Origin of the sequence: Alteromonas sp. W364 (assembly GCF_031846205.1) — a bacterium.
GTDB lineage: Bacteria > Pseudomonadota > Gammaproteobacteria > Enterobacterales > Alteromonadaceae > Glaciecola > Glaciecola blandensis.
Genome location: NZ_JAVRID010000005.1, coordinates 89,048 through 113,099 on the forward strand (window position 1 = coordinate 89,048; position 24,052 = coordinate 113,099).

The window sequence follows — 24,052 nt, forward strand, 5'->3', positions numbered from 1 at the left end:
AATACGAACCCTAAATAGGCTCAACTTACTTTATTCTATAATTTATGCGTTCAACATTACGCTAGGGTGACACCGCCGATCAAGCTAGCGAGTATCGCATTTTGCGCATGCATTCTGTTTTCTGCTTGTAACATAAGTAATGATTGCTCACTGTCCATCAAAGAGCCGGTAATTTCAAGATCTCGGTGGGCTGGTTGGCAGTGCATTACATAGCTTGCGCCGGCTTTTTTCATTAAACGTTCATTTACTTGGAACGGAGCAAACTTTTCTTTTATTTCTGACAAAGGTGTATCATCGCCCATTGAAAGCCACGTATCGGTATACAAAATATCGGCCTGTCCTAATTCTTCAATGGAATTGGCAATAGTTAAATCAACACCATTCTCATAGGCCAATTTAGCAGCATGTTTGGCGATTTTAGATGATATTTCGAAGCCTTTTGGAGTAATGACAGTTTGATTGACACCTAACAAAGCGCCTACAATCAATAGTGAATGAGTCACATTGTTGCCATCACCGATATACGCCATGGTTTTGCCTTTTAACTCACCGAGTTTTTCGTGCATCCCAAGATAGTCGGCAAGTGCCTGACATGGATGGTATAAATCGCACAGGGCGTTGATGACTGGTATATTTGCCCCTTTCGCCAAATCGACTAAGGTTTGATGCTCGTATACGCGAGAAACGATAGCATCTGCCCAACATGCTAAATTTGCACCGACGTCTACTGGATCTTCTCGATCTTTTAAAGGGGAGCCTTGGCTATCTACATACACTAAATGACCGCCTAATTTGTTCACGCCGATATCAAAACTCACACGCGTTCGTAACGACGGTTTTTCAAAAATCGCAACAACCGACTTACCAGCGAGTGGCTTTCCATATTTCTCAGGATATTGTTTTAAATCAAGTGCTAGTGCGAGCAGGTTTTGCATAGATTGCGGTGACCAATCGCTAAAACTCAATAAATCTTGCATGGTATTGTCCTTCATTATTCATTAACTCCCTTTGCGGGTAAGATCTGTGTACCAGTATTTAGGCCGCATTCTGCGTTTTGACCTTGGGCTTCCTTTAGGTCTGCTAGCAACTTGCTCACTTCAGACCAACTACCAATGGTGACGGGCTTATGTAAGGTATTTGCAGCTTCTTGTGCCGCTTTCACTTTTACTACCATACCGTCAGCAATGACTCCGTTAGCAGTAAGTTCGCTAATCGTTTGATGATTGAGTTGTGTGATACGATTTTTTTGTGCATCTAAAACGCCTGCTACATCGGATAGCAAAAACAAGTCGGCATAAAGTAAAGAAGCGACGCAGGTGGCAGCTTGATCCGCATTCACATTAAACAAACGTCCTTCATTATTGCTACCGATAGAGCAAATAATAGGCGTTAGATTGGCATGCATTAGTTGGTGTAAGAGTTTTGCACTTTTAGGATGTGGATAACCAACGGCACCCAGCGTGCTATCTACTTCCGTGCAATGAGCTAAATTACCGTCACACAAGGCGATACCTACACCGGACAGCCCATGCTGCATTGCCATGCAAACCAATTGCTTGTTGAGCGTGCCTGCTAAAACACCTGCTACTGCGGGCATTTGTTCGTCTGGTGAAATACGTAAGCCATTGTGTTTTTTGGATTCAAAACCTAAGGCCGTCAACTGGGTTTGCAGTTGTGAGCCTCCGCCATGCACGATAGCGATGTTGTATCCCTGTTTTTTGAGTTCAGAAACCGCCTTGAAAAAAGAGCTTTGGGCCAGGGTATCTTCAAAGAAATTACCACCGACTTTAAGTACGATGTTGGTTGAATTTATGTCCATGAGCTAATGAGTCCAGTCTGGGAAGGGAAGTCAAAGGCTAGGTTTGCACATTGCACAGCTTGAGAGGCAGCGCCTTTCAATAAGTTATCTATCGCTGAAGAGACGACTAAGTAACCACTATCTTCGTCGAACTTCCAGCAAATATCACAGAATGGTGTGTTTGCAACGTCATCTACTTTTGGCCATGAATTACGGAGCCGAATGAGTGCCTTGTCGGCATATTGCTTTTCATAAGCCTGCGCCACTTGAGTTGCAGAGATACCCTCTTTTAATGCGACCGTGACAGTGGCTAGAATACCTCGCTTAAACTGCCCTAGATGAGGCGTGAAGATAACTTGAGTTTGTGCATAATTATCTATTTCAGGTGTGTGTCTGTGGCCCAGCACGCCATAGGCCTGTAAACTCACTTCATAAAAGCTAGTCGTTGCACTCGGTTTTTTACCCGCACCACTGACACCTGAGGTCGCATTGATCACCGGACGATGTCCCGGTTTTACTAAATTTGCGTCACTGAGTGGTTTTAATGCCAAAAGAGAGGCGGTTGGATAACAACCAGGGACAGCAATGAGTTTTGCTTGTTTAATTTCGTTTTCATACCATTCAGCAAGACCGTAAACCGCCTTTTTTTGCACTTCAGGGTGTTCATGTTGGAACCCATAGTACTTGGCGAATACCGCTGCGTCGGGTAAGCGAAATGCGCCAGAAAGGTCGAATATTTTGGCGCTACCTTTTAACAAGGCGGCAGCCCAGTCATGACTTGCTTCATGTGGCGTGGCTAAAAAAATAGCATCGTAGGTATTGGCGAGTTCACTTAAACGTGCGGGGGCAAGTTCCTGCATCTGCAAACGATCTTTAGACCCTAGACCTTGGCCACCCAAAACCGCATGCACCTCACCGATAAGTTTGTTGGCGTCGCTGCTGCCTTGTGAGACAAAACAAGCAGCCAAGTCAAACTCTGGATGCTGATGAATAATTTTAATAAGTTCAGCGCCGGTATAACCACTAGCACCGATAACACAGCTTGATAACATAATTGAGTCTTAAAATATGGAGAAAAAATTCCCTCACTTCCAACCCATATTTATATAGCATTGGAAGTAAGAGACGAACGTCGACGAGGGCGTCTTACATTAGCACTAATATCGTCGACCGCGTATTGCATCACAATACGAGGGAGGGTTAATTAATTTTATTGGTTTTAATAAAAATTTAATATTAATCACAGTCACTTTGTAAACTCGATTGGTAAGGATGAAACATAGTTCATCGCCAGAATAACTTAACTTTGTGTAGAGTAAATCATTGTGAATAAATATTCAATAAAAATGTATAATTAATCTTTTTTGCAAGCTGAGCGAATTTTTCTATCGTCGTCGTCACAATTATATTATGCTGAAAGTAGAAGCATGCTTGTCATTAGACCAACAAGGTAAGATCAAAAATGCCAAATAAAACAATAGCATTAGTAGCACATGACCATAAAAAGCCTGATTTAATTGCATGGGCGAAAAAGCACAAAATGCACCTAGAGAACCTCGATCTCGTTGCTACGGGCACAACAGGAGGATTACTGACAAAAGAAGTGGGTTTACATGTTCGGTGTTTTAAAAGTGGGCCCTTAGGTGGGGATCAACAAATTGGTGCCTTGATTGCAGAGCAGGCGCTGGACGTACTGGTGTTCTTTTGGGACCCCATGAATCCAGCTCCACATGATCCAGACGTTAAAGCCTTGCTTAGACTTTGTTCTGTATGGAATGTACCAGTAGCATGTAATTTGGCAACGGCTGATATGATAATCAGTTCACCGCTATTTCACGACCCGGATTTTAAGCCTGAGTTACCTCAATACTAAAAAAGTGGTAGAAATTATCAACCAATATGCGATTCTGTCGATAACCTGTTACAGACCCCATAAAAAAGCGAGCTTTTGCTGACATCGCCACTTACTTGAAATTTGAGTAAACTTGATGATAGCAAGGCACACTCTTATGTATTGGAAAAGCGAATTATGAACGCAGAAAAACACTATACGTGGACACTTCAGGCACACAAGATATTTAGATGGATATTGGTCGTCCAATTTGCCATTGCTGTCTTAATTGGATTTATTACTGATGATCTGCTCACACCATTTCTGATTGGTATTCCGATCATTGCGCTCCCTATATTTCTTAGCATCACACAAGCCCATTCGGCGCTGAGTAGGCACGTCATCGGAATAGCAACACAGCTTATGACTGCGCTACATATTCAGCAAGCGTATGGCATGACTGAAATGCACTTCGAAGTGTTCGTTGTCCTTGCATTTCTGATTTTCTTCCGTGATTGGAAGGTGGTTGTTTCCAGTACATTGACGGTTGCCGTTCACCATATTTTGTTTTTCATTATCCAAAGCCAAGGTGGTGGTGTCTTTATCTTCGAGGCGAACCGCGTTTTCTTTTACATTCTCGTCATCCACGCATTGTTTGCTGTTGCAGAAGGCGTGGTCATGGGGGTTATGGCACATCGCAGTCATAATGAAGCGATTGCCTCAGACATACTGCGTAAATCGGTACTTCGCATAACTACCGACTCGGGTCAGTTCAATTTACACAGCTCCAATGTAGTTGAGCATCCGATGTTAAGTGATTTTAATAGCATGATAATGGGCTTCAAAGCGCTTATTGATAAGGTAAATGCCGTCGGCGTCAAACTCAACCAAGTTGTTGAAAAAGTCAAACGTTCATCGGATGACCTCGACAACTCTGTTGATGAGCAGAACAACCAGGTCAGCACGATATCGACGGCAATGCAAAATATCACGGCGAGCATCGGTGATGTTGCTAGCTTATCTCAAAGTGCTAATCAAATAGCAGAACAAGCAAGAGAAAATACAGGCGAAACACGTCGGTCTATTGATGAGTCTGGTAGCAATATTGCACAGTTAAAATCAACGCTACAAACAACGTCTCAAGCCATAGGCGATTTGAGTGCTAAATGCACCAACATTTCCGACGTGATGCAGTCAATTAAATCCGTAGCCGAGCAGACGAACCTGCTGGCGCTTAATGCTGCAATAGAATCGGCCCGTGCGGGTGAACATGGCAGAGGCTTCGCTGTGGTCGCAGATGAGGTACGTAACTTAGCTATCAAATCGAAAGAAAGTGCCGAAGAGATAGAATTGATTACCAGCCAGCTAACTGAAAGTGCAAATCACTCTGTTACCAATATGGACGATTGTGTGCTTATGGTGGAAAGAGCAGTTGAATCATCTACCGAGGCCTCTGGCAATATGGCGTCTGTACTTAAGGGCATTAATGAGGTGAGTGACAATGTTACGACGGTAGCAGGTGCTGCAACCGAGCAGGCCCAAACGTCTGAGTCAATTAGCTTGTCCGCTGAAGAGTTATACCAAATGTTTAGTGATGAAAAGCTGCAGGTTCAAAGTTTGAAGGATGAGGTGAATGATTTATATATACTTGCCGGCGAGTTAAGTGAGCAACTAAAACACTTTAAAGTATAGATAATGCTTCTAGCTCGTTGGGTTTATATCGTTATCGCGCTCATTTGGTTTGCTGCGGCCTTGTTTGCAGTGAATTGGGTGGGCACAAATAAGTTCACTGAATTTGACCCAAAATTGCAGTTATCTGAAGCGATCATGTCTTTATCGTTCGAGGATGAATTTACTGAACTCTTACCATTGTCAGAAATAAACCGCGCGAACATAGGCCAAATATATCATGTTTTCCAAGGGGATTGTTTTTGCGAGCGCTTGAGCGAGTCTCACCGTAATAGCCTAAATTTATGGGCACAGAGCAATGATGTAGGCTACCAGCAACTGGACATCCGAGAGCATCCGAACCTTCAACAATTTATACCTTCAACACCCGCTGTCATTGTGACGAATCAACAAGGAGATTTAGTCTACTTTGGACCATACTCGAGCGGCTTTGGTTGTTTTGAAAACTCAGGACTGGTCGATGAAAAAATCGATGCATATTTTGCACAAGAGAATCCATCTGAAAAAGCGTATATTCAAAGCGAAGCAGAAGGTTGTTATTGTGAAGTGTCTAAACCCTTAAGGTGGCCAGACTAGGCTTAATCCTCTTTACATTAAGATTATTGAAACCGACGATAGTACCTTCTATAAGGTTTCAACTCTATTTCTGCCGCTTTCTTTTGCTTTGTAAAGTGCGGAGTCAGCACGTTTTATTATTTCGTCAACAGACTCATCCTCTGCTACATTTTGTGTTAAACCAATACTAACCGTTATCTGTCTATCTTGTGTGAACTGACTAAAGTCGCTTTTTTCAATGTCACTTCTAATTCGTTCACATGCAATAGTTGCTTCTTCAATTGAACTTTTCGGTGCGAGTAACGCAAACTCTTCGCCTCCATATCGCACAATCATATCGCTAGCTCTTTTCCCGTCTAATAATATATTAGAAAAAAGCTTTAGGACCTCATCTCCAGCATCATGGCCAAACGAATCGTTAACTGACTTAAAGTAATCAATATCAAGAATAGCAACACAGAAGTTTTCACCGTAGCGTTTAAATAGCTGATGTGCGCTCTCTATTTGTGTTGTGAAAACACGCCTATTTGGTAGTTGAGTCAACTCGTCGGTAGTAGCCAAAGATTGTAATTCACGCTCAGCATTTACACGGGCGGCTTCAATACCCCTAACCCGCATTAGCAGGCCTAAGTTTGCTAATAATGGTTTAAGGAAGTCGATGAGTTCACGGTCATAACCGACAACTCTATTGGCGAGTCCAATCATGCCGTACACAACACCATCGAATTTGATTGGCAAACCTAAGAAACAATCCATATCAGGGTGTCCCTTAGGTGTGCCTGATGAGTGCGCATCTTTGGCTACATCATTTGATATCACTTCATTTTCGGTAGTGATGACTCGTCCAAAAAGGTTGTCTAAATTTTCAAAAACCAAACCATCGTTTACATACCTTGAATATAGCTCCTTACTCTGGGTATCCCAGCTAATATCTGAGATAGCTTGTATTTTCAGGGCCACTTCACCTTTCTCGTTAGTAATACGCTCACCAATAAAACCGAATTCGCTCTCAGCTAAATCTAATAAAGATTCAAAAATAGACGAACATGCGGCCCGCAAATCACTTTCTTCAAGAAATATCTCTTGCGCTTTACTCATAAGCGCAACAAGAGAATCTTGTTTCTGGCGAATTATCTTGGCTTGGTGCTGCTCCGTAACATCTCGCTGAGTCCCGATGATCCTCGAAGGCTTACCCTCTGCATTGTATTCAACTGTTTTGCCAAAGCCTTCAACCCAAATCCAATTGCCTGATTCATGCCTAATTCTATATATTTGATTAAGAACGTCTCGTTTTCCTACCTTCAACTCCTCCAACTCTTCCGTCACTCGTTTTTTGTCAAGTGGATGAATACGCCGATCCCAAACATTCTTGGCGGGTTCTTGGTCTTCAAAATTGAGTCCTATCATCTGGTACCAACGATGATTAACTTGAGTAAAGTTAGATATTGGGTCCAAATCCCAAGTGGCTAAATCTAATGTTTCAATGATTAACGAGGATCTTTCTTTTACTTTTCGTAATCGAACTTCTAGTTCTTTTTGATTCGTTTGGTCAATAAGGTATAGGCGAACATAAAGCAGCGCTCCTGTATTTGAGTACTCACCGAAGCTAACCTGTCGAATACTTTTTCGTTCTCCATTCGCAAGTACCACGTCGTATTCGGTTTCAAGATCTTGGATTTCAGTTGTTCGATGGAAATTCAAGCTGCGTTTAAATGTTGTTTTATGATCGGGGTGAATAAAATCATCTAGGCGAAAGTATTGTCTATCCGCCTTAGAATCAGCACCGAGTAGGGAATAACAGTTAGCAGAAACAAAGATTATTGGCCAGCCTGGCTTTGAATCGACAATCAAGCTACTTATCGGACCTTGGGATAGTAAATTATGTTCAATCATGAACTGCTTGGAAAAGTTGCCTGCGGTTAATGCGATAGTGATTGCATCAGCTTTAGCTTGTAGATATTCAAGCTGCTCATCGTTAATATTATTTGAGCTATCACAGAGAAGAAATAGCGCGCCAACGGCTTTTTCATTTCTTCTTATTGGCACGCCTATAAAACCCAGTTTTTTTAAAGTCTCATTCTGCGTATCTACGTCCAATTTGAGATCATATGAACTGATTTTGTCTATGTTTAAAACGTCATTTAATTCTATCGTTTTTGCACAAAGCTGTTTACTTAAATCAGCGGACTCGTTGCAACCTCCAATATTGCTTACAATTTTTACTTCTTTGCTCTCGACCATCCCTATCGACACTTGATAAATGTCTATCTTTGCTTGAACATTAACCACAACGTCGTCTAATGCCCTCTGAACCATCGGGCTGTAATTGTCATTTTTAGTCAATATTTTATTAATTTTTGTAAACTGATTATCGTGCTTTAGTTTCGCCATAGTCTCATCACTTAAAAGTCAATAAGCTTTTGGAGACTTTGCTCGTCCCCCGATGTCGCAATAAAACAAAGGAGTCCGTTCAAAGCTTCGTTCACGTCTCTCTAAAAAATACTATAACCCACGATAAAAAGGTACTTCTTTTATGCCCACAATGTACATTGTGGTGTAGGATTATAAATTATCATACGTAAGCACGGCCTGAGGTGTACTTAATAAACTTATATTTTTTATAGGCTTACATCGAGTTGAAGCTTGGTCGGAAATTATCAAGAAATTTTGAATGGTTTATTATGCAAAAAAATACATACGTAAAAAGAGCGTGTTATTTACGTATGTGCACTAAAAATGCGTACTTTACTCTACATAATACCTTGCATTATGCAGAGAAATCATTTTTGGACTGCGCCATGAGATCCTCGATTGCTCGAGGATGACTGGTAATAATCTTTGCTAAATGAGTTTAAGATTGGCGAGACTTGTCTCTGCGCTTACCACCTCTTTTCTCACCTTTTTTGTGTTTTGCTTTCTTCATCATTTTAGCAAACTTTTGTTTCTGCTCATCATTCAATAAGCTCAAAATATCGAACTGTGATTTAGCTTTAAGCAAGGCTTTTTCGAGGTGAGCTTCTTTGTTTTCAGCATGGAATGCAAGCCAGGCATCTTCGTCAAATACGGGGGCTTGTATAATGCTACGAAGCGTCTCACCCTTAGCTTTCATGTCGGCTTTGTTAGCGGCACGACGTGCTTGATTTTCTGCAAATATTTCACCAATAGCGAGTTTTTGTTGCTCTGAAAGATCAAGACGCTTAGCCATTTTATCAAGTCTTTTAGCGCCTCTATCGCCATCTGACTTAGCCATCTTTGTCGTTCGTTTGGCAAGTTTCTGGGCACGCTTTTCGGCAAGCATGGTTTTTTGTTCACTTGTCATTACGTTATAGCTTTGACTCTTTGCTTTTGCGCCAATCAGCTTTAGTGGAAGCCCACCATCCATTCTTTCTTCGATTAAGGCTCTAACCGCTGTCTCATCCCATGTTTCCATCTGCATAAGCGTACGCATTTCATCTTTGTATGCCGACATCTCTGCACGGTAAATACCACTGTCTTGATGAGCCTCTTTCTTAATTTGGCGAAGGTCAGATTTTTGCTCAGGTGTTAAATTGAGCTCAGCCATCATACGTTTAGAAAGCTCGCCTCCCTCACGTGGACCCTTTGCAAAACTCATTGCCGAAGTGGCTAATAGAGCGGTAATAGTTGCACTGATAAGTAATTTTTTCATAATGCTTTCCTCTTTAAGGTCATTTAAAACTTGTTGGTAAATTGATTAAGTGAGTAAATGATAGCGGAGTCAATGCAAAGAAACGCCAAGTTAGTGTAAAGCTTGTGTAAAGGTTACATGCTGCTTTAGGTATTTCACTTACTATAAAGCTTGTTAGCATATATATGAGAGCGTGTTGCAGTCTTAATGGGTAACGTAAATGTATAAAATCTTATTAATTGATGATGATGCAGAACTAACGCAGGTGCTTGCGGAGTATTTGCAGCAAAATAACTTCTTAGTAGAAGTTGAAAACTCGCCTGTTGTTGCAATTGAGCGATTGAGAAACGAAAAATTCGATCTAACATTGTTAGATGTCATGATGCCTGTGATGGACGGATTTGAAGTCTTGAAATTAGTTCGCACATTCTCAACTGTGCCTGTGATTATGCTCACAGCGAAAGGTGAAGATTACGATCGTATTCTTGGTTTGGAGCTTGGCGCGGATGATTATCTGGCGAAACCCTTTAATCATCGAGAACTGATTGCGCGAATGAAAGCCATGACTCGGCGCGTTGACGATTTAAGCACGTTTAACCAAATACATAACTTAGATTTGCATGGCATCCGAATCGAAGAAGCCAGCCAACGAGCGATGGTATCGGAGCAAGAAGTTGATTTTACCAGTACTGAATTTCAATTGTTGGTAGTCTTAATGAAGCATGCAGGCCATATTGTGGGTAAAGATAAGTTAAGCGTCGATGTGCTAGGGCGTCGTTTGAGTGCATTTGACCGTAGTTTAGATATGCATGTCAGTAATGTACGTAAGAAGCTAAATGCGTTTGATATTGAAGGTGTGATTAAAACAGTACGTGGTGCTGGTTATATATTTAAGGCGGAAAGCTAGTGAAATTTGAAAAGCTGAATCCATTTAACTCTCTTTTTGGGCGAGTATTCCTATGGTTTTGGTTCGCCTTGTTGGTCATACTCTTAAGTGCGTTCTTCATTACTAAACAGCTTAGCAACGTGGTTGAAGTGAGTGCCGCCGAAGCGGGTCAAATTGACTCCGGCACGTTAGTAGTGGAGAAATTAGCACGGTTATTAGATAGGGGAGGACGGTTCAGTCAGTCTCTACGCCGAGCTGGCGATCGACGCGGTAATACTCAAATTGTGGCAATTAATCGTGCAGACAAAGATGTCCGATTTAATTTTCCAGCTCCGCTTGCCGGAAACATTGCCGAACTCAAAGGCTTTATTGATGCTGAGTACCCTGTGCTGATTAAATTAAACAACATGCAATTCGTAGGGCCTTATCCAATAACTCATAATGATAAAAACTACCAAATTTTCGTCGGTAGATTACTGAAAAGAGAGGAACGCTCTGGAATGTCCCGCTCTCGTGCAGCAATTGCTGGTTTATCCTTAGCTATTGTTTTGAGTACCTTGTTTTGCTTTGCCCTAGTGCTGAGTATGACTAAACCTATTAGCGCACTGCGCAAAGCAAGCAAGCGTTTAGCGGATGGCGAGCTGTCATCCCGAATAGCAGGACTAGAGAGCCGACATGACGAAATTGGTCAACTGGCGGATGATTTTAATAGTATGGCATCTCAACTTCAGTCTGTGGTCGAGAACCAAAAACAATTGATGGCCAACGTATCCCATGAGCTTAGAACGCCACTTACGCGACTACAATTGGCAACAGCGCTCTTAGAAGATCAAGAAGTTGACGAAAAAAGTCGTAGTATCGAACAGGAAAATAAGGCCAAGCAACTCCATCGCATTCAGACTGACATCGATAAAATGGATAAGCTGATTGGCCAAGTCTTGACCATTGCAAAATTGAACGCGACAGAAAGAACTATTCACTTAGCAACACATTCCTTAACTCATCTATTGAGCGGTGTTTTTAATGATGGAAAGTTCGAAGCTGAAGCGAATGGTAAAGAGCTTGTTGTGAACCAAATTCCAACACTTAGCGGCCAGTTCGATGCAAACTTGATCGTAAGTGCAATTGAAAACATCATACGTAACGGTTTACGATTCGCTGAGAAAACTGTGCACTGCGAGATCCAAGTCGTTTCAGAGAAAAATACCACCTCATCGTTGAGAATTACCATTAGTGACGATGGTCAGGGTATGAAAGCAGAGCAAATTAACCAAGTATTTGACCCCTTCTTCAGAGGTGAAAACCAAGTTTCTGAGAACAATAAAGGCGCAGGACTGGGTTTGTCGATAGCGAAAGCCGCAGTTGAAGCACATCACGGAACAATCTCTGCGAAGGAATCGCCTTTCGGTGGTTTATCAGTAATAATACAAATCCCAATAGTTGAATAAGTACTGCAATTGAAATGCCTTTGACCCAAGAATCCGAGTTGCCAGAGAAGTATTACCAGACAATAAAGCCTTGGTTCGATGAAAATTGCGAAGCCCGCTTTTGGACGCTAAAGGATGGTTGTGAAATTCACTATCGCTTTGTTCAGCACCCACAAGCAAGAGGTATTCTAGTCATATCTTCGGGGCGTGTTGAAAGTGCTTTGAAATACAGTGAACTGATCTATGACTTGTATCATGAAGGTTACAGTATTTTTATCCATGACCATCGAGGACAAGGGCAGTCGTCGCGAGAATGTCAAAATCCACACTTTGGTTATATTGACTCATTTGAGATGTATGTTGATGATTTTGAGAGCATGATCGACGATGTTCTGCTGCCAAAGTTGAGCGGCGCAGCAGCAAGCGAAGACGCAACACCCGTCGTGGGCTTACCTCTGTTTTTAGTTTGCCATTCCATGGGGAGTGCAATTGGCGCTTTGCTCCTAAAAAGGCGCCCTCAGTTTTTTGCGAAGGCAGTATTATGTTCGCCAATGTTTGGGATCACGCCACCGTTGCCACCCTGGGCCGCTCACGCCTTGGTCTACATAGGTGTAAGATATAATCGTTTAGTTCGTAAAAAAGCGTCTTATTTTTTCGGTCAAACTGATTACGCTCCTAGTGCATTTTATAAGAATCGTCTAATGAGCAGTGAAGTTCGGTATCGGATTTTCCGCGAGCTATATGCAGATATGCCAAGGCTACAGCTCGGCGGGGTGACCTTTGAGTGGCTACATGCTTCTCTTCAGGGAATGGCAGAAATAAGAGCACATGCTCATAAATTAACAACGCCTTGCAAGATATTATACTCTGGCGCAGACACAGTAGTCGCGAATAAGGACATTGAGCAGGTAGTCGCTGACATGCCTAATTGCGAGTCCGTATGCATTCCAGAGGCGATGCATGAGTTATTCTTTGAGAAAGATAAGTTTCGCAAGCCAGCACTAGAAAAGCTATTAGACTATCTGGCACGTTAGTTCAGCCACAAAACTAAAAGGCGAATGTGAACTGCATACCGTAAAACAAGGTTTTGTTAGCGGTCCAGTATTCAGCATCAATCTGCCTTGCTTTCACGTAACCTTCAACTCTCAAGTTACCCGATTGAATACCCCCGCCTAGCGCAGCGTAACCATCCAAATTATCACGATCGTTGTAATAGTTGTCGAACTCATCATCATCTTTAAATGCGCTTTCAAAAACGTCAAATCCTCCCTCTATATAAAGAAAAACATCATCGTAATAACCTAATCGTACCCCAAGATCTAAGCCCAGATAGTCTTGGTAATAACCCGAGTTATCTAGCACAGTTGCGGCGTTTAACGATGTGATAATTTCAGATTTTATATTGCTGTAACGATCGCTCAGGATACCTGAAAAGCCAATCGCAGAAATCGTATCAGTATCGTTGATTTCTTTTTTCACGAACATAGTAACTCTGTCGTTTGCGCTGCTTTGTGAAGAAAGAAGCATCATGGAGATGCAAAGTAAGGCAGTAGTGAGTTTGGTTTTCATTGTCTGATTAATCTAAAAATGAATTTGATGGAGCGTAGCATAAGCTTGTTTTACTGAACTCAATCTGAATAGCGTAGAGCAAAGCTGAATAGCGTAGAACAAAGCTGACAAACTTGACTTGAGCTTTGCCAAATATGGCGAAAAGGGATTGAATCCACCTTGTTTAAAATAAAATAACGCTTTAAATCATGGGGGTATGACTAATTCTTGTTCTGGCATGAGCATTGCAATATGTGATTGTAGAGACGAAAAAATGCAGTACTTGTGACGCAAGCACATGATTGCTACGAATATGGAGAAAACTGATGCACGCAACAACAGATACAAATGATACTTTTAATTGGTGGTACTTGTTTGCAAACGTGGGCGCCTTAGTTGGACTTGCCTTGTTACCTTACTTGGTATACATCGGCGTACTTATCTTTCAACAATAAGCACTCTCTTTCACTAATAGGCCAACTGTTTGTTTGCTTTTGAATAAACAGGCACCGCCGTTATTTTACATCGCAAAGCCGGTTTGTCGCCATGCTTCATAACTGACGATTGCGATTGAATTAGACAAGTTCAAGCTTCTAGCATCGGCTAGCATTGGGATGCGTATACGTTGGTCAGGGCTAAAACCATTGCGGATTTCGTCTGGAAGCCCAGAAGTTTCTGAACCGAATAGCAATACATCGCCTGCTTGATAGCTTGGTTCGTCATGAGGGCGTGAGCCTTTTGTCGTTAACGCAAATATTCGTCTCTCGCCCATTGCCTCTAAGAATACAGAGTAATTTTTATGGATCGTGACATTAGCAAGGTCGCGATAATCTAAGGATGCTCTGCGTAACTGTTTTTCCTCCATGCTAAAACCCAAAGGCTCAATTAAATGCAAATGACAGCCGTTGTTCGAACAAAGGCGAATGGCATTGCCAGTATTTGGGGCTATTTGAGGTTCGTACAATGCAATATGGAACATAATTTCGTTTTCTCAGAAGGCTTATCTAATGATTAATGATTTGATTCGGCACTATGTCGCCTTGCGACTCGACTATTCTTGAGTTTGTTCACGACTCAATAGCGCAACAGCAGCGTCTTTTGCTGATTTACCTTGATAGAGTACTTGATATATTTGCTCACAGATGGGCATTTCAATATCGTGTTTGGCAGACAGTAAGCGAACTTCGTCGGTATTCCGATAACCTTCTACAACCTGGCCGATGCTTTCAATGGCATCTTCTACAGTCAAACCTTGTCCTAAAGCAAGGCCAAAGCGACGGTTTCGACTTTGATTGTCAGTACAGGTTAGGACTAAATCGCCTAAGCCTGCCATGCCCATGAAGGTTTCCTGTTTGGCCCCAATGGCTAAACCCAGACGTGTCATCTCGGCAAGACCTCGGGTAATTAGCGCTGTTCTTGCATTTGCTCCAAATCCCAGTCCATCTGCAAGGCCAGCACCAATAGCAATCACATTTTTAACAGCCCCGCCGAGTTGCACACCAATAAGATCATCGTTCTTGTAAACACGAAATCCCTTTGAGCAATGCAGTTTTTGGGAAAATGACTCACCAAGCTCAGCATCTGCACTAGAAAGTGTTATTGCGGTGGGTAAACCTGCCACCATCTCTTTGGCGAATGTGGGCCCAGAAACAACGGCTAACGGAATTTTATCTCCTAGCACTTCTCGGGCGACATCTTGAAGAATTCGTCCAGTGCCGGGCTCTAAGCCTTTGGTTGCCCATATCACTCGATGGTGATCATTTAAAAAGGGTTGGATAGTCTCTAACGTTTCTCTAAATGCATGGCTAGGTACGACGACCAAAATATCGAACGCGCTGCTAACCGCTTCGTATAGATCCGCTGTTAAGTCTAAGTCAGCTGGGAATACCGCTGAGGGCAGGTATTTTTCGTTGCTGCGGGATTGCTGCATTTGTGCGATATGTTTCTCACTTCGCCCCCACAGAAGGGTAGGTACAGCGTTGCGCGCTAACACAAAAGCCAGCGCAGTACCGTAGGAGCCAGCCCCAAGTACTGCAACAGATGCTTCACGTGATGCGCGCATGATGTGTTTTATGAATCGAGTTGTTGAGGGGCCGCTTGGCCGTCTTGCTCAGCACGCTTTTGCATATATGCAGCAAAAATTGCGTCGAAGTTAACTGGTGCTAAGTTAAGCGGTGGGAATGTGCCACGATTAACTAAGTTTGATACAGCTTCACGCGCGTACGGGAACAACATGTTAGGGCAGAAAGAACCCAGTGTGTGAGCTTTGTTCTGGTCTGGCATTTCGCCGATAGCAAAAATACCTGCTTGTTGTACTTCACACAAGAAAGCGGTTTCTTCGCCAATAGTTGCTGTAACAGTGACCGATAAAATCACTTCATACAAGTTGGCTTCTAGTTCGTTGGTGCGAGTGTCGATGTCTAATTTAACTTCAGGCTTCCATTCTTTCTGGAAAATCGATGGGCTGTTTGGCGTTTCAAAAGAGATATCTCTTGTGTAAATGCGTTGAACGTTAAATTGCGGTACTTGTTGCTCTGCTGCGCCAGCAGGTGTTGTATTTTCTTCAGCCATGAATGGTTCCTATCGATACTCTAATGAATGTTTTTGTAATACTTACAAATTGAATTAACAAGAAAAAGGTTGCGGATACTGCAACCTTTTTCATTTGTTGTGCATTGTACTAAGTGTGCGGCACAATTCTAGATAAATTATGCGCCTTTTAACAAGCTATCTAGTTTGCCAGCAGATTCCAATGCAAATAAATCGTCGCACCCGCCTACGTGGGTGTCACCTATAAATATTTGTGGGACCGTTGTTCGTCCGTTTGCACGTTCGATCATTTCTGGACGACGCTCTGGGTCTTTATCTATCTCTACGTCGCTAAACTCAACGCCTTTCTGGCTTAATAAAGCTTTAGCTCGCTTACAATATGGGCAATAGCCTTTTGTATATAGTTCTACTTTTTGCATGAATACTCTCTTATTTTGAGACGGGTAGGCTGGCCGCTTGCCATGCACCCATTCCGCCTTTTAATACGGTGACTTTTTCAAAGCCTGCTTTCAGCATTTGTGCTGCTGTCTTTTTCGCTGACACGCCCATTGCGCATACTACTATAATGGGCTTGTCCTTAGACTTTTCAAGCTTTGCGAAATTTCCTTCTTTGAGTTCTTCAGCTTTCAGTTGGCGAGACCCTAAGATATGGCCTGCTTTGAATTCATTAGCTGCTCTTATATCCAATACGACAGCGTCTTCTTTGTTCATCAATAACGTCGCTTCGTGAGTAGAAAGTAGCTTAATCGGAGATAAAGCACCGCCCACATATGAATAAATAATAAGCACGATAAGCGCTAGCCAAGCTGCTGATAATAACTTTATTAACGTAGAGCTGGTCGCAAATTCAATTAACTGGTCCATAAAACTGTTGTCATCCTAATGCTATTTCAAACTCGCAAAGTATATAGAAAAAAACCGTATAAACCAGCATTTCTGGGGTCTGTTACACGATTCTTTTGCATATGAATCATCTAAGTGCAGCTATAGGAACGGTTTTTAGCAAACAAAATTCTATGATATGAAAAAAGAATCCCGGCTTTGTCGCGAAAAATAACGATAAATTGTTTATTGGGTAAGCATTTACTGGTATTTTTCTAGTAAGTCGTATTCATTAATTTCGTGTTACTAAAAGGGTCATCATGCAAGAAGGTAAAAAACCGTTAGCGCTTATCATACTCGATGGTTGGGGTTACAGAGAAGAAACCACAAACAATGCCATCGCATTGGCAAATACGCCGGTACTAGACGATCTTTTCGCCACCAAGCCCAGCACACTGATCTCTGGGTCAGGCCTTGATGTTGGCTTACCAGATGGTCAAATGGGTAATTCTGAAGTAGGACATGTGAATCTTGGTGCAGGCCGAGTGGTGTATCAAGATTTTACCAAAATAACCAAAGCTATATCGGATGGTAGTTTCGCTGAGAACGAAGTGATCGTTGAAGCTATTAACGCTGCCGTTTCTGCAGATAAAGCGGTACACATCATGGGCTTGCTCTCTCCTGGTGGTGTGCATTCCCACGAGGAACATTTATTTGCGGCAATTAAGCTCGCGGCTGAAAAGGGAGCAAAACGTATTTATTTGCACGGTTTTACCGATGGACGCGACACCGCCCCACGAAGTGCGAAACCTTCCATTGAAGCAGCGCAATCATTATTTGAAGAAATCGGTGTTGGCCAAGTCGCTAGTTTAGTGGGGCGCTATTACGCCATGGATCGAGATAGTCGTTGGGATCGCGTACAACAAGCCTACGACGTGATTGTTTCTGCCAAAGCAGACAAGCACTATGAAAGTGGCGTTGAAGCGCTCGAAGCTGCCTACGCTCGTGATGAAAATGACGAGTTTGTGAAAGCGTCCAAAATAGGCGACTACCCCGGTGTTGAAGATGGTGATGCGATATTATTCATGAACTTTAGAGCAGACCGTGCTCGTGCTATGTCGCACGCTATGGTTGATAAAGATTTTAGTGGTTTCGAACGCAGCAAGGTACCGCAAACGTCATTTATGATGTTAACTGAATACGAATCCAATTTAGATGTGCCTTGTGCTTACCCACCTGAAACATTAGTCAATGTGATGGGGGAGTGGTTAGCAAAGAATCAAAAAACACAGCTTAGGATCTCTGAAACCGAGAAGTTTGCCCACGTGACGTTTTTCTATTCTGGTGGCAAGGAAGACGAATATGAAGGTGAACAACGTATTCTCATTCCGTCACCTGATGTTGCTACCTATGATTTACAACCAGAAATGAACTCTGAAAAACTCACGGATGAATTAGTTGCTGCAATTAAATCGGGTAAGTTCGACGCCATTATCTGTAACTACCCTAACGGAGATATGGTGGGGCACACAGGAAAGCTGGAAGCGGCTATAAAAGCGTGTGAAGCCGTAGATCATTGTATTGGAAGAGTTGTGGAGGCCTTGAAAGAAGTGGGTGGCGAATGTTTAATCACCGCCGACCATGGTAATGCCGAGCAAATGGTGAACCCTGATACAGGTGTATCGCATACAGCACATACCAGTGAGCCCGTTCCTTTCATTTACTTCGGTCGCGATGCACAAGCTAGAAGTGGCGGAACACTTAGTGATGTTGCACCAACTATGTTACATTTAATGGGCATGGAGCAGCCGCCAGAGATGACCGGCGAAACTATTATGAAACTGAGTTCATAAGTGGTTTAGAACACTTGTGTTGGGTGCTCAGTTTCGGCTGAGCACTAGCAGACAAACTTTGTTGTCTGTAAACTTTTCAACAACAGTTTGTTATGGATTGACCAAAATATGAGATCAACTGCACAAATCGCGTTTCCGCGCAGGCTTTCAAGCTTGCTTGTGTGCTTTTTCTCACTGTTTTTGGCGTTCAACGGCCATTCGCGACAAAGCGACTTAGAGTCTATCCAGCAACAAATTAAGCAAACCCAAGCGCAACTAGAAAAAAAGCTAGAGTCATCTGAGCGTCTGCAACAAGAGTTAAAACTAGCAGAGCTAGAAATAGCGCAAACCGCAACTCAACTCAATCAAACTGATCAAACCCTTACCAAGACCCGCGCCGATAAAATAAAAACGGAAAGCGAAAAAAAGCAGGTGGAAAGTGTAATAAAAGTTCAGCAAAAACAACTTGCGGGGCAATTGAAATCAGCATTCATGGCGGGTGATTACGATTTTGCCAAAATGTTTTTCAATCAAGATGATGCCGGTCGATTCGAGCGGGTAATTACCTATTACCAATATTTAAACAGTGCAAGGCAACAGGAAATTGGTAAGTTCAAGGCCCTCGTGGTAGAGCTTGAAGCGCTCGATAAGCAGCTTGTTGAGCAAGAACAAATGCTAGAAGGATTATTGGTCACTCAACGTTCGCAAAGCTCTCAACTGCGTGAACAACAATCAGCTAGACATAAAAAGCTACAGGCACTTGATCGCCAAATAAAATCGGATACTGCTCGCGTAGCTCAACTGCAGCAGGAAGAACGCTCATTGATGAATGCAATTGAGCAAGCCGAAATTGACGCTTTGAAGCGTCGAGAGGAACAAACACAAACTCAAGAACAAAGCATTACGCTTAGTGGCCTCGCTAATTTTAAAGGTAAGTTATTGAAACCGGCTGCTGGGAAAGTAATGAAGTTGTTCGGTAAGCGGCGACAAGGACAAGTCCGCTGGAAAGGCATTGTCATTAACAGTGCAGAAGGCTCGCCGGTAAGAGCGGTGCAAGACGGCAAAGTCTTATATGCCGACTGGTTAAAAGGTTTTGGCTTAGTCACGATTGTCGATCATGGCTATGGATACATGACTGTATATGGCCGTAACCAAGCACTATTAAAACAAGCCGGGGACACGGTACTCGAAGGTGAATCGATTGGTCTTGTCGGTAGCAGCGGGGGCCAATCAACGCCAGGTTTGTATTTTGAAATCCGTTTAAAAGGTAAAGCCCTTAATCCAAGCTCTTGGCTTAAATAAGCGCGGCGAGTTTGGTCCCACCTAGTATCATAATCAACAATAAAATACCGCCTGCAAGTACATTGCTTAAGATGCTATTGGTATAGTTATGCATGACCTTTTTATTGTTCATCACATACAACAAAAAACCAACCGACACAGGGAGTAACAAAGCGTTGGAGGCTTGAGCCACAACGATGATTGCCAAGGGTTTTAAGCCTAAGCTTGCAACTACAACGCCTATCAATAAAATAACAATACAAATGCTTTTGTAAGCATTGCCGGCGAGGGATTGTTGCCATCCGAATAAACCACAAATAGCATAAGCTGCAGCTAAAGGAGCAGTAATCGCGCTAGTTAAACCTGCTGAGAATAAGCCAATAGCAAAGAACAAGTTTGCATAATCGCCTAATACAGGCTGCAATTGCGATGCAATATTATTTCCAGATAAGGTAATGGAAGTGATGTAAAAGGCGCTCACCGCACTCGACATGATTGCAAAAGTCACTAAACCACCAACGCCGATGGAGGTAAACAACTGTTTTCGATGAGAGGGAAGGTGCGTGGAAAGGGTCTCATCGCTTATAGCATCATCACTTTTTTGTTTGGCACTTAAGCCTGCATGTAAGAATAAGTTGTATGGCACGATTGTGGTACCAATAATGGCAAGCATGAGTGTGACATTTGAAAAGCCTAAGTGTTGTAAACCCTCCTTCAAAGCAGCAAAATCTATTCCCGCAATGAACATAATCGCGATAAAAACAACACTCATTAATGCGACTAAAGCGATGAGTAACTTCTCTACCAGAGCATAGCGATTGCTTATCAATGTGATTAATGCGAGCGAGCCCAGTATTAAGGACCAAAGTGTCAGACTGCCAGGCATAACATTGGATAAACCCAATGCAGCGCCGGTTAAGTTTCCACCCTCATAAGCCGCATTGCCAACACCGATAGCACATACAACCAAAACAATGCTAAACCAGCGCAAAGCCGGATTATCCATCGTTTGCACTATGGCTTCGGACAAACCCTGACCGGTTACTAAGCCTAAACGTGAAGCCATTTCTTGCAAAACGCAGGTAGCGAAAATAGAAAATAATAATGCCCATACAAGGCCGTAACCCATGTTTGCACCCGCTATCGATGCGGTAGTCACTGTGCCCGGGCCGATAAAAGCAGCAGCGATAATTAAGCCTGTCATGCCTGATTTCATGTCATTTCCCTTACAACGATTGTTTTATTTTCTTGTTATTGTTGTGTTTTATGCAAGTTTAACTCTATCATCTACTGCATTGATTTTATTAGCAAGCCCAAGCCATTTCTTGATATGAATTTACTCAGTATTTATGAAAAACCGGAAAACGCAGCATTGTTGCACTCTCGTTACTACGTTGAAGGTGTGTTGTTTGGCGCTGGTGTTGCCCCCGAAATCCCAATGCCAGATGCTTGGTTAACATGGACGATAAAGCATCATGGTCAAATGCAAGATGCGCAGCAGGCGGATGAGATCACGGATGCGTTATTTGCTTACTTTAAGTATTGTTTGGCAATGATGACGAACAACGAAGTGACAATGCCAAGTTATGCGGTTTTCGAAGAAGATGCTGAATATTCACAGCAAATTGATAATGATTCACCGCTGAGTCAATGGTTGAGTGGTTTGCTCACTGCTCATTCAAATACTGAAAAGGTGTGGCAGAATGCTTGGTCAATCATGCATAAGAAAAGTCCTGAGAATGCCCCAGCTTTAGCAAAAAAACTGAAGCATAGTTTGGGGATGTTCACTACTTTTGCGGATATCGCACTTGCTATCGAACAAGCAAAAAAGCGTGGACAAGAAGACTTCGAAAGTAAGTTGCCAAGCATCGCAAAGGCGCTGCCAAACGCCTTGAATACTTATGTCGAGGTTTCTGGGGAATTAGCGGCATTTCTACCTAACCAATTTGAGACTTTTGTACAGAAAGAGCCATAACTTGCGCTCATCATCCCCTAAAACCGCCTAAAATGGCTTGAGGATCGCTAATATCACGATTGCTAGAAGCGCAAGAACGGGGACTTCATTCAGGAAGCGGTAGAAGCGAGGGCTATGCGTATTTTTGTCAGCGGCGAATACCTTCACGAGTCGATACAAGTACATGTGATAAGCATAGAAAAGTGCAACGATAGCTAGTTTTGCATGCAACCAAGCCGATACTTTCAACCAAGCGCTACCGTACAAATACATAATAATGACACCAAGAATCAGGGTTAGCAGCGCGAAAGGAGTGACAAAAAACCATAAGCGACGCTCCATGATTTTAAACTGATCTTTCGTTTCCTGATTCGTACTTTCGGCATGATAAACAAACAAACGTGGCAAGTAAAAGATACCCGCCATCCACGCGATCATAAAAAATACATGAAAAGCTTTCAGCCACAAGATTGTCATACTATTGCCCTTTCTAAACGATTTAGTGTTGTTGACGTAACAAGTACGTATGTAGCATGTTCCAAGTGATCACCCCGATGACCTTCGGTTTACCATGCTCATACACGTGGGCATCATAATCCAGCTCTTGATAAATATAAACTGCGCCTTGCCGTTGTTTATGCAAAGTTTCATACACTTCGGCCATGGTTGATTGATCACTCAAACCCTCCATTTCATGAATAGTTAATGGCAAGGTATCCTCTTGTAAACTGACATCGAGTGAGACGATAAAATACTGTCGATCGAGCTCAAAGACCTTTTCCTGTAAAACAATATCATGCGGGTGGGTCTGCAAGTATTGATATAAGGCCTTCTTGGGTGCATCCACAAAGTGTTTCATTTCTGTTTGCATAATCGCCATAACGCCAGTTTCCTGCAATACGTCACGGATAGAAGATGTGGTGTAAGGTAACTGTTGAAAGTCGAGTTGTTGTATGAAGATAGACCGGTTATTGCAGAGCTGTTTACTTGTGACATAGGCAACGACAATAACAATAATCGCAGGCAAGATAACTTGCGAGCTTGCTGAAAGTTCCATGACGGCTGACAATGCAGCCATTGGTGCGTGGAGCACTGCGGCGAGCATACCAGCTAGACCAAGCAAAGCGAAAGTGGGCGTAACAGTAGATTCAGTACCTAATAGCAGCAGCGGTTGCAGTAAAATAACACCAGCGAGCATGCCAATTATCATAACGGCGCCAATGATCCCGCCTGGCACACCTAGGCCAATTGCTGTTGTTGCCAAAATAAACTTCAGTACAAACAAACTGAGTAGAAAAGTGAGACTAGGTTCCGATAAAAAGAGTTTTTCGATGGCAATAAATTCAGCCCCCAAGGCTTGCGGCATGAAGTAAGCAACAGCACCGGTAATTGTCGCAGCGAGAAGCAGCCGCATGACCATATTCACTCTACGAAAGGTCGTCATTACTAGCATCAATTGCTTGTTAAACAGCGCGGCCAACAAGCCGGAACAAAACCCGAAAAACACTAAATAGAGGAGTAAGATCGGTTCTAGGTTTTGAAAGCTCAAAAAGGTGAGTTCATTTTCATTACCAAAAACGAGACGAGTTAAAATGGAACCGCACGCGGCTGACAGCATCACTGGAACAAATATATGAACACGATACTGACGAAGTACGACTTCCATGACGAAAATAACGGCCGCGAAAGGTGTGTTGAATGCCGCAGCGATTCCTGCTGCAATCCCACAACCAGTCAAAATACGTAAACTATTGAAAGGTAATCTAAAGTATTGACCGAGAAAGTGACTACCGGCTGCAGCAAGGTGTACTGTCGGTCCTTCTTTCCCGACGACAAATCCACCGGCTAGTGAGAAAACCCCGCCGAAAAACTGGTTAATCGTAGTTCTGATTGGCATATGACCATAGCGGGTTTTGATACGATGTATAACGAATGGAATACCCATTCTGTAATGCTTAAAACCAGTTAGTTTGGCTATCACAAGTACACATAAAATTGCGGCCGCTGGCAGGAACGCTAAGTAAAGTGGATCAATGTTGTCATATTCGGCAACACCGCCAAGCAGTAAAAGTTGGATGTATTCAAAACTCAGCCGAAAAACAATGATGAGACTCGCAGCGCATACCCCTGCAACGATGCCTAAAAGACAAAGCTGGATTGACGTCCTTGGATATGAGAGTTCTCGTCTCAATGCTTGCAGAAACATGTGATTTGAGGGTTTATACTAGTTGTA

24 protein-coding genes are annotated in these 24,052 nt (G+C 42.7%); 10 read left to right on the forward strand and 14 right to left on the reverse strand.

The genetic code is table 11. The features are described from left to right. Positions 1-56: 56 nt before the first annotated feature. Genes RM556_RS09465 through argC form a run of 3 tightly spaced genes read right to left on the reverse strand, consistent with a single transcriptional unit; the run spans position 57 to position 2,850 of the window. Positions 57-992, reverse strand: coding sequence for an ornithine carbamoyltransferase (locus RM556_RS09465; RefSeq protein WP_311361111.1), 936 nt, complete (start codon positions 990-992; stop codon positions 57-59). Beyond that, the gene (gene argB, locus RM556_RS09470; protein WP_311361112.1) at positions 992-1,819 is read right to left on the reverse strand and encodes an acetylglutamate kinase; all 828 of its coding nucleotides are present in this window, start codon (positions 1,817-1,819) and stop codon (positions 992-994) included. The genes RM556_RS09465 and argB overlap by 1 nt, the downstream gene beginning before the upstream one ends. After that, positions 1,810-2,850, reverse strand: coding sequence for an N-acetyl-gamma-glutamyl-phosphate reductase (gene argC / locus RM556_RS09475; RefSeq protein WP_311374453.1), 1,041 nt, complete (start codon positions 2,848-2,850; stop codon positions 1,810-1,812). The genes argB and argC overlap by 10 nt, the downstream gene beginning before the upstream one ends. Before the next feature lie 410 nt (positions 2,851-3,260). Here argC and RM556_RS09480 point away from each other — a divergent pair, with 410 nt between their 5' ends. The 3 genes from RM556_RS09480 (at position 3,261) to RM556_RS09490 (ending at position 5,894) form a co-directional block, all read left to right on the forward strand. Further along, a complete protein-coding gene (locus tag RM556_RS09480) occupies positions 3,261-3,671 on the forward strand; it encodes a methylglyoxal synthase (RefSeq protein ID WP_311374454.1) in 411 nt (136 codons plus the stop codon). A gap of 156 nt (positions 3,672-3,827) precedes the next feature. Beyond that, positions 3,828-5,321 (forward strand): methyl-accepting chemotaxis protein, encoded by a 1,494-nt coding sequence (locus RM556_RS09485; RefSeq protein WP_311374455.1) that lies wholly within the window; start codon positions 3,828-3,830, stop codon positions 5,319-5,321. 3 nt (positions 5,322-5,324) lie between these two features. Next, the gene (locus RM556_RS09490; RefSeq protein ID WP_311374456.1) at positions 5,325-5,894 is read left to right on the forward strand and encodes a DUF6436 domain-containing protein; all 570 of its coding nucleotides are present in this window, start codon (positions 5,325-5,327) and stop codon (positions 5,892-5,894) included. A 48-nt stretch (positions 5,895-5,942) separates the two neighbouring features. Here RM556_RS09490 and RM556_RS09495 read toward each other — a convergent pair whose 3' ends face one another. After that, positions 5,943-8,264 (reverse strand): diguanylate cyclase, encoded by a 2,322-nt coding sequence (locus RM556_RS09495; RefSeq protein WP_311374457.1) that lies wholly within the window; start codon positions 8,262-8,264, stop codon positions 5,943-5,945. A gap of 460 nt (positions 8,265-8,724) precedes the next feature. Next, on the reverse strand, positions 8,725-9,540 hold the full coding sequence (locus tag RM556_RS09500; RefSeq protein ID WP_311374458.1) for a Spy/CpxP family protein refolding chaperone: 816 nt from the start codon (positions 9,538-9,540) through the stop codon (positions 8,725-8,727). Between the two features lie 199 nt (positions 9,541-9,739). Here RM556_RS09500 and RM556_RS09505 point away from each other — a divergent pair, with 199 nt between their 5' ends. From RM556_RS09505 to RM556_RS09515, 3 genes are read left to right on the forward strand one after another with little or no spacing between them, the layout of a single operon-like run. Beyond that, on the forward strand, positions 9,740-10,426 hold the full coding sequence (locus tag RM556_RS09505) for a response regulator transcription factor (RefSeq protein WP_311374459.1): 687 nt from the start codon (positions 9,740-9,742) through the stop codon (positions 10,424-10,426). Then, complete coding sequence (locus tag RM556_RS09510; protein WP_311374460.1) at positions 10,426-11,853, forward strand: ATP-binding protein; 1,428 nt, start codon at positions 10,426-10,428, stop codon at positions 11,851-11,853. The genes RM556_RS09505 and RM556_RS09510 overlap by 1 nt, the downstream gene beginning before the upstream one ends. A 14-nt stretch (positions 11,854-11,867) precedes the next feature. Continuing rightward, the gene (locus RM556_RS09515) at positions 11,868-12,866 is read left to right on the forward strand and encodes an alpha/beta fold hydrolase (RefSeq protein WP_311374461.1); all 999 of its coding nucleotides are present in this window, start codon (positions 11,868-11,870) and stop codon (positions 12,864-12,866) included. A 13-nt stretch (positions 12,867-12,879) separates the two neighbouring features. Here the strand turns inward: RM556_RS09515 and RM556_RS09520 are convergent, their stop codons facing one another. Continuing rightward, positions 12,880-13,401, reverse strand: a complete 522-nt coding sequence (locus RM556_RS09520; RefSeq protein WP_311374462.1) for a hypothetical protein — start codon at positions 13,399-13,401, stop codon at positions 12,880-12,882. Positions 13,402-13,706: 305 nt separating this feature from the next. On the opposite strand from RM556_RS09520, the gene RM556_RS09525 reads away from it, so the two are divergent. Beyond that, positions 13,707-13,835: a hypothetical protein gene (locus RM556_RS09525; RefSeq protein ID WP_311374463.1), complete on the forward strand. Its 129-nt coding sequence runs from the start codon at positions 13,707-13,709 to the stop codon at positions 13,833-13,835. 65 nt (positions 13,836-13,900) lie between these two features. Here the strand turns inward: RM556_RS09525 and RM556_RS09530 are convergent, their stop codons facing one another. The 5 genes from RM556_RS09530 to RM556_RS09550 all read right to left on the reverse strand — a co-directional run bounded on the left by RM556_RS09530 (position 13,901) and on the right by RM556_RS09550 (position 16,794). After that, positions 13,901-14,359 (reverse strand): tRNA (cytidine(34)-2'-O)-methyltransferase, encoded by a 459-nt coding sequence (locus RM556_RS09530; protein WP_311361123.1) that lies wholly within the window; start codon positions 14,357-14,359, stop codon positions 13,901-13,903. A gap of 72 nt (positions 14,360-14,431) precedes the next feature. After that, a complete protein-coding gene (gpsA, locus tag RM556_RS09535) occupies positions 14,432-15,442 on the reverse strand; it encodes an NAD(P)H-dependent glycerol-3-phosphate dehydrogenase (RefSeq protein ID WP_311374464.1) in 1,011 nt (336 codons plus the stop codon). Positions 15,443-15,450: 8 nt separating this feature from the next. Continuing rightward, the gene (gene secB, locus RM556_RS09540) at positions 15,451-15,951 is read right to left on the reverse strand and encodes a protein-export chaperone SecB (protein WP_311361125.1); all 501 of its coding nucleotides are present in this window, start codon (positions 15,949-15,951) and stop codon (positions 15,451-15,453) included. Positions 15,952-16,088: 137 nt separating this feature from the next. Then, positions 16,089-16,349, reverse strand: a complete 261-nt coding sequence (grxC, locus tag RM556_RS09545; protein WP_311361126.1) for a glutaredoxin 3 — start codon at positions 16,347-16,349, stop codon at positions 16,089-16,091. 10 nt (positions 16,350-16,359) lie between these two features. Next, on the reverse strand, positions 16,360-16,794 hold the full coding sequence (locus RM556_RS09550; RefSeq protein WP_311361127.1) for a rhodanese-like domain-containing protein: 435 nt from the start codon (positions 16,792-16,794) through the stop codon (positions 16,360-16,362). Positions 16,795-17,072: 278 nt separating this feature from the next. Here RM556_RS09550 and gpmI point away from each other — a divergent pair, with 278 nt between their 5' ends. Both gpmI and RM556_RS09560 read left to right on the forward strand, forming a co-directional pair. After that, positions 17,073-18,605, forward strand: coding sequence for a 2,3-bisphosphoglycerate-independent phosphoglycerate mutase (gpmI, locus tag RM556_RS09555; protein WP_311361128.1), 1,533 nt, complete (start codon positions 17,073-17,075; stop codon positions 18,603-18,605). A gap of 108 nt (positions 18,606-18,713) precedes the next feature. Beyond that, positions 18,714-19,886 carry a peptidoglycan DD-metalloendopeptidase family protein gene (locus RM556_RS09560; RefSeq protein ID WP_311374465.1) on the forward strand — a complete coding sequence of 391 codons (1,173 nt, stop codon included), beginning with the start codon at positions 18,714-18,716 and terminating at the stop codon, positions 19,884-19,886. Here RM556_RS09560 and RM556_RS09565 read toward each other — a convergent pair. Continuing rightward, positions 19,879-21,081: an Nramp family divalent metal transporter gene (locus RM556_RS09565; protein WP_311374466.1), complete on the reverse strand. Its 1,203-nt coding sequence runs from the start codon at positions 21,079-21,081 to the stop codon at positions 19,879-19,881. The two genes, RM556_RS09560 and RM556_RS09565, sit on opposite strands and share 8 nt — an antisense overlap. Before the next feature lie 114 nt (positions 21,082-21,195). On the opposite strand from RM556_RS09565, the gene RM556_RS09570 reads away from it, so the two are divergent. Next, positions 21,196-21,840 carry a UPF0149 family protein gene (locus RM556_RS09570; protein ID WP_311361131.1) on the forward strand — a complete coding sequence of 215 codons (645 nt, stop codon included), beginning with the start codon at positions 21,196-21,198 and terminating at the stop codon, positions 21,838-21,840. 27 nt (positions 21,841-21,867) lie between these two features. On the opposite strand, the gene hemJ is transcribed toward RM556_RS09570, so the two are convergent. Together hemJ and RM556_RS09580 are read right to left on the reverse strand one after the other, a co-directional pair. After that, complete coding sequence (hemJ, locus tag RM556_RS09575; RefSeq protein ID WP_311361132.1) at positions 21,868-22,296, reverse strand: protoporphyrinogen oxidase HemJ; 429 nt, start codon at positions 22,294-22,296, stop codon at positions 21,868-21,870. A gap of 22 nt (positions 22,297-22,318) precedes the next feature. After that, a complete protein-coding gene (locus RM556_RS09580; protein WP_311361133.1) occupies positions 22,319-24,025 on the reverse strand; it encodes a chloride channel protein in 1,707 nt (568 codons plus the stop codon). Between the last annotated feature and the right edge of the window lie 27 nt (positions 24,026-24,052).

Excerpts from the sequence above, each read along its gene's own strand:
- RM556_RS09565 (WP_311374466.1), bottom strand. The coding sequence starts at position 21,081 with ATGAAATCAGGCATGACAGGCTTAATTATCGCTGCTGCTTTTATCGGC.
- RM556_RS09465 (WP_311361111.1), bottom strand. The coding sequence starts at position 992 with ATGAAGGACAATACCATGCAAGATTTATTGAGTTTTAGCGATTGGTCA.
- RM556_RS09580 (WP_311361133.1), bottom strand. The coding sequence starts at position 24,025 with ATGTTTCTGCAAGCATTGAGACGAGAACTCTCATATCCAAGGACGTCA.
- argB (WP_311361112.1), bottom strand. The coding sequence starts at position 1,819 with ATGGACATAAATTCAACCAACATCGTACTTAAAGTCGGTGGTAATTTC.
- RM556_RS09520 (WP_311374462.1), bottom strand. The coding sequence starts at position 13,401 with ATGAAAACCAAACTCACTACTGCCTTACTTTGCATCTCCATGATGCTT.
- gpmI (WP_311361128.1), top strand. The coding sequence starts at position 17,073 with ATGCAAGAAGGTAAAAAACCGTTAGCGCTTATCATACTCGATGGTTGG.
- RM556_RS09480 (WP_311374454.1), top strand. The coding sequence starts at position 3,261 with ATGCCAAATAAAACAATAGCATTAGTAGCACATGACCATAAAAAGCCT.
- RM556_RS09485 (WP_311374455.1), top strand. The coding sequence starts at position 3,828 with ATGAACGCAGAAAAACACTATACGTGGACACTTCAGGCACACAAGATA.
- RM556_RS09495 (WP_311374457.1), bottom strand. The coding sequence starts at position 8,264 with ATGGCGAAACTAAAGCACGATAATCAGTTTACAAAAATTAATAAAATA.
- gpsA (WP_311374464.1), bottom strand. The coding sequence starts at position 15,442 with ATGCGCGCATCACGTGAAGCATCTGTTGCAGTACTTGGGGCTGGCTCC.
- grxC (WP_311361126.1), bottom strand. The coding sequence starts at position 16,349 with ATGCAAAAAGTAGAACTATATACAAAAGGCTATTGCCCATATTGTAAG.
- RM556_RS09500 (WP_311374458.1), bottom strand. The coding sequence starts at position 9,540 with ATGAAAAAATTACTTATCAGTGCAACTATTACCGCTCTATTAGCCACT.
- RM556_RS09530 (WP_311361123.1), bottom strand. The coding sequence starts at position 14,359 with ATGTTCCATATTGCATTGTACGAACCTCAAATAGCCCCAAATACTGGC.
- RM556_RS09560 (WP_311374465.1), top strand. The coding sequence starts at position 18,714 with ATGAGATCAACTGCACAAATCGCGTTTCCGCGCAGGCTTTCAAGCTTG.
- RM556_RS09550 (WP_311361127.1), bottom strand. The coding sequence starts at position 16,794 with ATGGACCAGTTAATTGAATTTGCGACCAGCTCTACGTTAATAAAGTTA.
- RM556_RS09525 (WP_311374463.1), top strand. The coding sequence starts at position 13,707 with ATGCACGCAACAACAGATACAAATGATACTTTTAATTGGTGGTACTTG.
- secB (WP_311361125.1), bottom strand. The coding sequence starts at position 15,951 with ATGGCTGAAGAAAATACAACACCTGCTGGCGCAGCAGAGCAACAAGTA.
- RM556_RS09505 (WP_311374459.1), top strand. The coding sequence starts at position 9,740 with ATGTATAAAATCTTATTAATTGATGATGATGCAGAACTAACGCAGGTG.
- RM556_RS09515 (WP_311374461.1), top strand. The coding sequence starts at position 11,868 with ATGCCTTTGACCCAAGAATCCGAGTTGCCAGAGAAGTATTACCAGACA.
- argC (WP_311374453.1), bottom strand. The coding sequence starts at position 2,850 with ATGTTATCAAGCTGTGTTATCGGTGCTAGTGGTTATACCGGCGCTGAA.
- RM556_RS09490 (WP_311374456.1), top strand. The coding sequence starts at position 5,325 with ATGCTTCTAGCTCGTTGGGTTTATATCGTTATCGCGCTCATTTGGTTT.
- RM556_RS09570 (WP_311361131.1), top strand. The coding sequence starts at position 21,196 with ATGAATTTACTCAGTATTTATGAAAAACCGGAAAACGCAGCATTGTTG.
- hemJ (WP_311361132.1), bottom strand. The coding sequence starts at position 22,296 with ATGACAATCTTGTGGCTGAAAGCTTTTCATGTATTTTTTATGATCGCG.